This window comes from Bradyrhizobium sp. PRIMUS42, assembly GCF_023006515.1.
Classification (GTDB): Bacteria; Pseudomonadota; Alphaproteobacteria; order Rhizobiales; family Xanthobacteraceae; genus Bradyrhizobium.
Window position 1 is genome coordinate 1 of the sequence record NZ_JALBGZ010000176.1, and the last position, 9,757, is coordinate 9,757.

Here is a 9,757-nt window from a genome sequence, read left to right on the forward strand (position 1 = left end):
AACCGAGCGCGGCCCGGTCGACTTCCCGGAACTGCTGCTGACGCCGGGTGTCGGCGCGCGCACCGTGCGCTCACTGGCGATGGTCGCGGAGGTCGTGCACGGCGCGCCCTATCGTTTCAACGACCCCGCGCGTTTCTCGCTCGCCCATGGCGGCAAGGACCGGCATCCCTATCCCGTCCCGATCAAGGTCTATGACGAGACCATCCGCGTGCTGAAGGGCGCAATCCAGAGCGCGAAGCTCGGACGTGACGAGGAGATGCAGGCGATCAAGCGCCTCGACGACCAGGCGCGGCGGCTGGAACGCACGGCGCGCGGACCGTCGGTCGAGGCCTACATCGCCGGCGAGCGCGCGGCCTCGCCCGATCTCGACGGCCGCTCCGTGTTCGGCCGGGAGCGCGATCTCGTCGCTTCGAAGAAGTCGGCCGGCTCCTGAAGCTGTCGCTCAGGGCTGTCGCCTAGGGTGTGTACCCACAAACGTCGGCGTACCAGCGCAAAGCGGAAGTCTGCCACCTTGAGCGTGATCGGCGGCTTGTGACCCGAAGGAGACTTCGGGCGGCTGAATTACTCAGCCGCCGCCAGTCGGCCAATCTGTAGCTCTCTGCTGGCATGCCGGACCACTACCACAGCCCCCTGAATCGCAAGCAACGACATGATCGTCGCCACGACGATGTCGGGCCAACCTGTCCCGGTCCCGAACACGCCAGCCGCAGCTAACAGCACCGCGAGGTTACCCAGAACATCGTTACGAGTGCAAATCCATGCAGACCGCATGTTTGCATCACCGTGACGATAAGCCCAAAGCAGACCAAACGAAGCTGCGTTCGCAACGAGAGCGGCAGCTCCCACGGCGCCCATCGCGAAAGCGCTCGGAAGCGTTCCGTGCAGAATATGCCAGATCACGGTTGCAACGACCCATACGCCAAACATGCCCATTGTGGCGCCCTTCGCAAGGGCCGCGCCAGCTCGATAGCGGAGTGCCATACCGACAACGAGTAGGCTGATGGTGTAGTTCGCAGCATCCCCTAGGAAGTCGAGTGAATCGGCTTGCAAGGAAGCTGATCCGGCAGCAAGACCCGCGACCACCTCAACGGCAAACATAGCGGCGTTGATAGCAAGCACAGTCCAGAGCACCCGCCGGTAGGCGGCATCTCGTTTCTTGTTCCCGCCGAGGTTCAAGGGCGTTGGAGCGCAACAGCAGTCGTTCATGAGCCGAAGATAAGATGAATCGGGACGCGTCGCTAGTGCGCTTTAGGTCGTCTGTTGGGCCCAAAGGCGAGAAGGCTCAGGCTGTCACAGAAGTCCGCTGTGCTGGGTAGACCGGACATAGGTGGCACGGTCGCCGATCGACGCGATTGACCCCAAGAGGTCATAACGTGAGACGTGCAACACGATCAATGTCAGAACTTGGCTCGCTTTGCCGCTGTGCAAATTGCGAACTGAAGCTCCGTTGCGAAACCACTGCTGGCACCGGTCCTCAGCGCGTATCGACTTTGTAACCCAGAACAGTGCCCTCCATCATCATCGGGATCATGATGACACCATCCGGTCCCACGCCGAGATCGGCGCTCCCCTTCGTGAGCGGAAGGAGGCGCGTCGGCTTGCCATTGTTCGCGACGTGGAAAAGCCCGCCGCTTACCCAGTCGGTGACAAGATAGCCGCCCTTGCCATCGGGCTCGACACCATCAAAATTGCCAACTGGTGTCGAGTCACCAAGAGCAGACACATTCTTTGTCGCGAGATCGACCGCCTTCATGTGGCCGGGTACCTTGGTCGAGAAGTCCGGGGCCATCTTGCCCCACGACGCGACCACAAGCCTCCCATCCTCGACGAGGAGCCCGTTCGGGTTTTCGAGCGCGTCATCCTGCATCAGGAGAGATAGCTTGCCGCCGTCGAGCACCCAAATGCTGTTTGTCACCATGTCGGATGCGTAGACCCGTCCCGTCTTGTCAGCCGCGAGGTCGTTCAAGAACTTGGATCCGGGTGCCTCGTATCGGTTGATGATTTCGCCCCTGACCAGGTCGATTTCCGCAATCCGATCCACGTCTGCGACGTACAGCTTGCCGTTGGCAAGCGCGAGCCCGGTCGGACTGTCGAGTCCCTTGACCCACTCAATTGTCACGACCTTTCCATCCGGCCCAAGCTTTGAAATGAAGCCGTTGCCATCCTTTTTCATCGGATCGCCGTTGACGTTCGACACATAAATGGCCCCCGCGGCGCGGTCAAAAACCACCGACTCGGGCTGCTTGAAGCCATTCGCCTCCCACAGCTTTTGAGGTTCTGCGGCGACGGCACTGAAGGTAAGCACAGCAGACATTAATGCGGAGAGCTGAGGTGTCCTCATGGTAGCGCCTCCTCGTGATTGCCCCGAAGAAGGAACAAGCCTGTCACGACAGACGTTCCGCCCGTCTGTCAATTATGTCCCGCCGACTACCACGCAGATGGAGAGCGCGGCCGACGTTTGAGTTGGCCCGTCGCTTCCATTGAAGCGGCGTAGCTGCATGTCAGTTCATAGGAGCAGATCGGAAGTTTGCAGCCGAGTGCCAGACCGACGCTTTTGACCCCAACCGGATATAGTATTGCGTAGACGCCCGGCCCAATTGAGAACCGAGCGTCTGTCGAAAGTTATTGGGCTGCTAAGCTTGGTTGCGCTTGGACTTTCGTAACCGCCTGGGGGGTCCATCTACCAGTCAACGCCTCTGACTTCGGGGCGTACAAGCGCATGGTCAGATTGAATGGCCCTTTTGGCGCAGGAAGCCAGTTTGCTTCCATCTCCGTCCCGGGACTCTCGTTCTGGAAATACAGATCAAGCGAACCGTCGGCGTTATACTTGAATGGCATCCAGCTACTAACCGCGAAGCGGTTCAGGACATTGCCGACCTGAAAACCCTCCTGGTCGTAGAGGGTGATTGACCAGAATGCATCTACAGGCGGCGCAGCACCTTTTTCAAAGGTAATTGTGTATTTGTTTGCGCCGTCAAGCGGCCTCCCGGTTTCGTCACCCAGATTGAGTGGATAGATGGCATCCTCCACCACGTTCGCGCCAAGCCCCTGTTGCGAAAGGATCGCCCGCTTTAGATAATAGTTGCCGTACACCCCCACCGTGTCAGTATTCATTGACCAGCCGTTCACAACACGTGCCAACGTAGGCAACTTCCAAAGCATCAACTTCTGCCCAGCCTGCGGCGCGGTCTCAAGTGCCTTTTGCACCGCTGGATCAAGTTTGCTGATGTCAAAGCTCTTACCGACCTCGATGCCGATCTTCTTGATTCGAGCGAGGATTGGCTCATCGGTGATGTGGGGCGGATGTTGCTTGAGCAATTCGGCTGCGTAGGCGAAATACTTTCCAGCCGACATAGTGTCTACTTGGGCCTTCGGCGGCGTCTTCATATCGACGCTGGGGTCTAGCTTGAACTCTACTGGCTTTGGCGCTTTACCAACCTCCGAGAGAAGGGTGATCTTATAACCCGCCTGAATTTTACGAACCGCATCATAGTCATGCGGGCCATCAGTTTTGGTGCGACCGATAAGCCACACATAAGGCGTCGGTGCCTTGATCTGCGTCATCCCATCAGGGACCGTCCCGTTCCAGCCCGGAGGCGTTACCAGAAAATTCCCGGCTTTGGTGCCCGTGGTGCGCCAGCCTGGTGATGCAAAAACATCCGTCCACATGTCCAGCATCGGAAGTAGGTAGTAGCGTCCATCGGTATCCGGGGCTGAGATGACGACGGGCTCTTTGGTCATGTCCAGCCATGAGGCGGAATACAGCGTATCGAAGTTTGACCGCACGACACCTTTGAAGTCCGCAGGCGGGTAGGCGGGCACGTTCATGAACGTATTCATCGGACTTTTGAAGTCGCTGGTGCCGTTCGTGAATTGCTTTCGAGATACGTCCATCGACAGCAGCGGATAGAAGTAAACATAGGCGTCCACCGCGATAGACTGCGCTTCCCGTTCGGTTAGCGTGCCCTCTGCGTTAGCAATCAGCGGAAGTGTAGGGCCGATCAGAAGCCCGATAGTAAGCGCCTTCACAATATGTTTCACGGCGTCCTCCTGCATGTATTATGGTAGTGCCGTAAATGGCCAGCGCCCTCGGGTAGCGACTTGATCCAGATCAAGATGGCGGCGCTTTGCTGCCGAGCACGAGTCCGTTGTTGGCCCATCTCGGACCTAGGGTGAGGTGTGCCAACGCGTCCGCTTCAGAGGCAAAGCGGAGCTCATACGAGGTGCCGCGCGAGTTTATGAGTACACGCCCTAGTCTTCAGCCTCCTCGTCGTCGAGCAGCCGGTTGGCCGCATGATCCTGATACTGCTCGGTCTGGATGAATTTTCCGTCCATGCCGCGAACGTTCGAATGCTGCGCCTTGTCGCGGTTCGACAAGATCATGTTGTCGCCGATCTTGTCTTTTGGGACGTCCGTGAGTGCACCACTCCCCGCACCCTTGCCATGCGCGCCCGATCCGATATGCGTCTTGCCGCCGTGAGGCATGGACTGCTCCCTTGCTGTTGCGTCCATCGAGGCAACGCATGCGCCATGGAGATTGTTTCGCACAACTCACGCAAGATGACGCGCGCCACTGTTCCCGGCGCAGCAGCGTGCGCCATCAATCCGCCAGCAACGGTTCGGCAGTCACCGCACCGAGGCTTGGCTGGCGATTCCCGCCTGCCACAACCGGAAGCTTCGCGATGGCACGCATCCCCGGCCGCTTGCGCCAGCGCACTTGCGCGGGATCGACGGCGAGACCGAGCTTCGGCCATCGCGCAAACAGCGCCTCCAATGCACAAGCCGCTTCGATCCGTGCAAGCTGGTGGCCGAGGCAGAAATGGATTCCCGTACCGAACGAGATATGGCGGTTCGGCTTGCGTTCGAGATCGAGCCGCTCGGGCTGATCGTGCACCGCCGGATCCATGTTCGCCGCAGCGAGCATGACCATGACACGATCGCCTTTCTTCAGCCGCACGCCCGCAAGCTCGATGTCCCGCCGCACATAGCGCGGCTTGGAAAACTGCACCGATGACACGAAGCGCAGGAACTCCTCCACCGCGAGCCCGACGCGGCCCCAATCCTCCTCCAGCCAGTCGCGCAAACCCGGATTCCTGAGCAGCTCGTAGACCGAGCCGCTGATCAGATGCGTGGTCGTCTCGGAGCCGGCTGCAAGCAGCAGAAACACCATCGAGACCATCTCATCCGGCGTAATCTGGCCGCCCTCGCGCTCGACCTGCACCAGGTCGGCAATCAGGCCTTCGCCGCCCTGCGCACGCGCGATCTCCAACTGCCGTTCGAGATAGGCGCGCATCTTGCGGAACGCGAGCAGCAAGCGGAAGAAGCTGACGACATTCGTCAGCGACGACATCTTGTTGGCCCAGGCGATGAATCTCGGGCGATCGGCCGCGGGCAGGCCCAGCAATTCGCAGATCACCGACACCGGCAGGATACGGGCGTAACGCTGAACGAGGTCGGCGGGGCTGCCATCGGCAAACAAATCGTCCGCCAAGCCGTCGGCGATGGCGCGAATGCGCGGCTCCATCGCCACGATCGCACGGCGGCGAAACGCCTCGTCCACGATGCTGCGCAGCCTCGTGTGATCAGGCTCGTCCATGGTCAGCATGTTCCTGGCGATGGTGGTGACGAGCTTCGGCATCCACCAGCGCAGGCCGGCGACTTCGCCATCCTCCTTGCGCAGCGTGAAGCTGGTGCCGTCCTTCAGGACCCGCGCCGTGGCGTCATGGGTCGTGGTGATCCAGACATCGCCGACCAGAGGAAATCTTGTCGCGACCACGGGGCCGGACGCGCGTAGCGCCGCGATCGCCTTGGGCGGATCGCGGAAGAAGGCCTCGCTGGTGAAATCAAGGCGCGGTGTCATGGGATCACCGAAGTGGTTGGTGGCGCCTCAACCAGATGGTGCGCGTGCGGCGGCCCACAAGGGCCGGAACCGGCGCGATGACCAGCGTGCCTATCCGCGTCCCGGCGAGCGCTGGCCGGTCTTGCGCTGCTGCTGCGTGTAGGCGTCCCAATGGCTCCAGCTGCCATTGCTGAGGCTTTGCAGATCGGTGCCGAGCGGCCTGCGTGTGCGCTTGTCGTGGTCGGCGATCGCCCGCTCCGACTGCGCGATCTTCCGCTTGAGTTCCGCGACCGCTTTCTGGGTCTGGCCGTTCCGCTTCGACGAGGCGATCTCGCCCATCGTGAAGCGCGCGGTCTCCAGCGCCTTCAACTCGGCGCGGTTCTTCTTCAACTGGACCCGGTGCCAGGCGATGTTGCTGTCGCTGTCCGCAACCATGTGGGAACTCCGCTGATTCGTTCCCACAGTGTATCAAGCGCCGAATCGGCGCCGCAACGGGCCCCACGCGGCGAAAATGCGGTCTTTCTGCGGGCCTAGCGCTCGGCGAAGGCCTTTTCGACCACGAATTGGGCCGGCTCGCCATGGTTGCCCTCAATGAGGCCCCGTTCGCCCAGCAGCACGCGGGTATCCGCCACCAGCGCCGGACTGCCGCAGATCATGACGCGGTCGTGGGCGGCTTCCAGGGCCGGCAGGCCGATGTCGGCGAACAGCTTGCCCGAGGTGATGAGGTCGGTGATGCGGCCGCGGTTGCGGAAGGGATCGCGGGTCACGGTCGGATAGTAGATCAGCTGGTTCTGAATGTACTCGCCGATCAGCTCGTCCTTCGGCAGCGTCTCGTTGATCATCTCGCCATAGGCGAGCTCCTTGACGTGCCGGCAGCCGTGCAGCAGCACGACTTTCTCGAAGCGCTCGTAGGTCTCGGGGTCCTTGATCACGCTCAGGAACGGCGCGAGGCCCGTGCCGGTGCCGATGAGGTAGAGGTTGCGGCCCTCTTCCAGATTGTCGATGACGAGCGTGCCGGTGGCCTTGCGGCTGACGATGATCTCGTCGCCTTCCCTCAAATGCTGGAGCCGCGAGGTCAGCGGGCCGTCCGGCACCTTGATCGAGAAGAACTCCAGCGTATCCTCGTAATTGGCGCTGGCGACGCTATAGGCCCGCAGCAGCGGCTTCTCGCCGACCTTGAGCCCGATCATGGTGAATTCGCCGTTGCGGAAGCGGAAGGTCGGGCTGCGGGTGGTCTTGAAAGAGAACAGCGTATCGGTCCAGTGGTGGACGCTCAAAACGCTTTCCTGATTGAAATTGCTCATCTCACCTATCCGTGTCGCGTCTATGCGGTTCCGAGGCGGGCAGCTATGCGTCGTTCGTACACGATCATTCGTATACTAATGAATAATCCTGCTTGATCCCTGGGTCAAGGCTGCCCAAGATCGAAAGCGTTGCAGTTAGGAATAAGGAGCCCCTTCTATGGCGCATGACGCACCCCAGGCCACCGGACCCTCAAAGCTCGTGATCCGGAATATCGGCCTGATCCTGTCCGGCGCCCTGGAAAAGCCGATCCTGGACGGCGACACCATCGTCGCCGAGAACGGCAAGATCACCGCGATCGGCCGCTTCAAGGACCTCAACACCGAAGGCGCGACCACTATCGTCGAGGCGAACGGCACCACGGTCGCGCCCGGCCTGATCGACAGCCACGTCCACCCGGTCGCGGGCGACTGGACGCCCCGGCAGAACCAGATCGGCTGGATCGACAGCAATTTACATGGTGGCGTCACCACGATGATCTCGGCCGGCGAAGTGCACATGCCCGGCCGCCCGCGCGACGTCGTCGGTCTCAAGGCAATGGCGATCTTCGCCCAGCGCGCATTCTGGAATCTGCGGCCTGGCGGCGTGAAGGTTCACGCTGGCGCGCCGGTGATCGAATGCGAGATGGTCGAGGAAGATTTCAAGGAGCTCGCCGCCGCCGGCGTCAAGCTGCTCGGCGAAGTCGGCCTGGGCGGCGTCAAGGACGGCCCGACCGCGCGTAAGATGGTCGGCTGGGCGCGCAAATACGGCATCCAGAGCACGATCCACACCGGCGGCCCCTCGATCCCCGGCTCCGGCCTGATCGACAAGGACGTGGTGCTGGAGGCCGACACCGACGTGGTCGGCCACATCAACGGCGGCCACACGGCGCTGCCCGACGACCAGATCCGCTGCATCTGCGAGGGCTGCAAGCGCGGCCTCGAGCTCGTGCACAACGGCAATGAACGCTCGGCGCTGTTCACCCTGCGCACCGCGCGCGAGATGGGCGATCTGCACCGGGTCATCCTCGGCACCGATGCGCCCGCCGGCTCCGGCGTGCAGCCGCTCGGCATTCTGCGCATGGTCTCGATGCTGTCCTCGCTCGGCGATCTGCCGGCCGAGATCGCGTTTTGTCTCGCAACCGGCAACACGGCGCGGATGCGCGAGCTCGACTGCGGCCTGATCGAAGTCGGCCGCTCCGCCGATTTCGTCATCATGGACAAGGCCCAGCACTCGCCCGGCAAGAACATTCTGGAAAGCGTCCAGCTCGGCGACCTCCCCGGCATCGGCATGACCATCATCGACGGCATCGTGCGCACCCAGCGCAGCCGCAACACCCCGCCGGCCGGCAAGGTGCCGGAGGTGGTGGCGAAGTGACGCGGCCGGAGCGCGCGGCGAGCCACGTGGCGCCTCGAGCACGTTGAACGAGTCTCCCGCCTTCTGCGTCTAATGCGGACAGCCCGCGAGGGCCATGCATTGCTGGAGCGTCGAGGAGACATGAAGAGTTCGTCGCGGATTGCCGCCGGCGTTGCCGGTGCGGTGGCGGGCTATGTCGCGATCTTTCTGGTGTTTTCTCTCCTCGATCTTGGCAACCGTGCGGACCCGATCACATCAGGCCTGCTGGCGCTGTTCGTTTACTCTCCCATGGGCGCGATCGGCGGCGCGGTGCTCGCCAGCTGGCTGGTATCGCGTCCAGGCAAGAACGCAAGCAATGGAAGCGTCGCGCACAACAGCCTGAAGTCGCTCGGCGTCGTCGCCCTCCTCTGCGTCGCAGCCGCCGGCGCTTATCTCGCTTACGCATATGCGACCGCGACGCCGTGGCTCAACCCGAACGCGGCCAATCCCCTTCTCGTGTTTGAGGTTCGTCTTCCGCCTGGCGTTACAGCGCCAAGCTCACCGCACAGCATTGCCATCGAATTGCAGACCGACATCAACACCATGCCCGCCGAACTGACGCCAGGCGGCTTCCGTCGTGATGGCGAGCAAGCGGTGATCACGGGCGAAGTCGAACTCGCCTTTCGAACCTCGCGCCGACAACTCGCCGTCAACATCGAGGGACAGTCGAGCCGAATCTATCCGATCGACTTGACCGCCCGGGCGCCGCATACGCCGGAGTTCGGGACGTGGCGACGGCTCGCCGACGGCAGCGAAATCCGCTACCGGGCCAAATGGCCGGGAAAAAGCTGACCGACCCGGTCAGGCCGCTTTGGAATTTCACACGCACATAGAACTGCCGCTTGGCCTGTCCGACCGGACCGTTCTCGATCGCCAGCCGGCCGTCCGCAGCGACCATCTCGCCCTCGCCTTCGCAGGCGAGCCGCAAAGCCTTCATCGAAGTTAGTCGACAGCCCGCGCACCTCGTTCAACTGCCGTAGGGTGGGCAAAGGCGCGAAGCGCCGTGCCCACGATCTTTTCCTGATTGAGAATGATGGTGGGCATGCTTCGCTTTGCCCACCCTACGGCACCTTCTTCACCGTAGCTTGTTCAACAGCCCCATCAGCATCTCGCGCTCCTTCGCGTCGAGCGGCGCCAGGGTCTCACGGGTGATGGCGAGCGCATTCGGCGCGACCTTCTCCGCAAGCTGCTGTCCCGCGCGCGTCAGGCTCACCAGCAGGCGCCGGCCGTCCTCGGGGTCCT

10 protein-coding genes and 1 pseudogene are annotated in these 9,757 nt (G+C 62.0%); 3 read left to right on the top strand and 8 right to left on the bottom strand.

Features of this window, described 5'->3' with window-relative positions:
* Positions 1 to 433: DUF763 domain-containing protein (locus MOV75_RS15610; protein ID WP_247006134.1), on the top strand; the 433-nt coding region annotated here is incomplete at its 5' end.
* 128 nt (positions 434 to 561) lie between these two features.
* On the opposite strand, the gene MOV75_RS15615 is transcribed toward MOV75_RS15610, so the two are convergent.
* From MOV75_RS15615 to MOV75_RS15645, 7 genes are all read right to left on the bottom strand, one after another.
* Entirely contained in the window at positions 562 to 1,206 is a 645-nt protein-coding gene (locus tag MOV75_RS15615; protein ID WP_246926506.1) for a cation transporter, read from the bottom strand.
* Positions 1,207 to 1,474: 268 nt separating this feature from the next.
* A complete protein-coding gene (locus tag MOV75_RS15620) occupies positions 1,475 to 2,341 on the bottom strand; it encodes an SMP-30/gluconolactonase/LRE family protein (RefSeq protein WP_246926508.1) in 867 nt (288 codons plus the stop codon).
* A 281-nt stretch (positions 2,342 to 2,622) separates the two neighbouring features.
* Complete coding sequence (locus MOV75_RS15625) at positions 2,623 to 4,032, bottom strand: DUF1254 domain-containing protein (RefSeq protein ID WP_246926521.1); 1,410 nt, start codon at positions 4,030 to 4,032, stop codon at positions 2,623 to 2,625.
* A 219-nt stretch (positions 4,033 to 4,251) separates the two neighbouring features.
* A complete protein-coding gene (locus MOV75_RS15630; protein ID WP_246926510.1) occupies positions 4,252 to 4,485 on the bottom strand; it encodes a hypothetical protein in 234 nt (77 codons plus the stop codon).
* 115 nt (positions 4,486 to 4,600) lie between these two features.
* A complete protein-coding gene (locus MOV75_RS15635) occupies positions 4,601 to 5,860 on the bottom strand; it encodes a cytochrome P450 (protein WP_246926512.1) in 1,260 nt (419 codons plus the stop codon).
* 90 nt (positions 5,861 to 5,950) lie between these two features.
* A complete protein-coding gene (locus tag MOV75_RS15640) occupies positions 5,951 to 6,274 on the bottom strand; it encodes a hypothetical protein (RefSeq protein WP_246926514.1) in 324 nt (107 codons plus the stop codon).
* A 95-nt stretch (positions 6,275 to 6,369) separates the two neighbouring features.
* On the bottom strand, positions 6,370 to 7,143 hold the full coding sequence (locus MOV75_RS15645) for a ferredoxin--NADP reductase (protein ID WP_246926516.1): 774 nt from the start codon (positions 7,141 to 7,143) through the stop codon (positions 6,370 to 6,372).
* 157 nt (positions 7,144 to 7,300) lie between these two features.
* On the opposite strand from MOV75_RS15645, the gene MOV75_RS15650 reads away from it, so the two are divergent.
* The gene (locus MOV75_RS15650) at positions 7,301 to 8,497 is read left to right on the top strand and encodes an amidohydrolase family protein (RefSeq protein WP_246926517.1); all 1,197 of its coding nucleotides are present in this window, start codon (positions 7,301 to 7,303) and stop codon (positions 8,495 to 8,497) included.
* A gap of 120 nt (positions 8,498 to 8,617) precedes the next feature.
* The gene (locus MOV75_RS15655; protein ID WP_246926519.1) at positions 8,618 to 9,307 is read left to right on the top strand and encodes a hypothetical protein; all 690 of its coding nucleotides are present in this window, start codon (positions 8,618 to 8,620) and stop codon (positions 9,305 to 9,307) included.
* 283 nt (positions 9,308 to 9,590) lie between these two features.
* On the opposite strand, the pseudogene MOV75_RS15660 reads toward MOV75_RS15655, so the two are convergent.
* Positions 9,591 to 9,757 (bottom strand): annotated as a pseudogene (locus MOV75_RS15660) (MarR family transcriptional regulator); the annotation flags it as partial.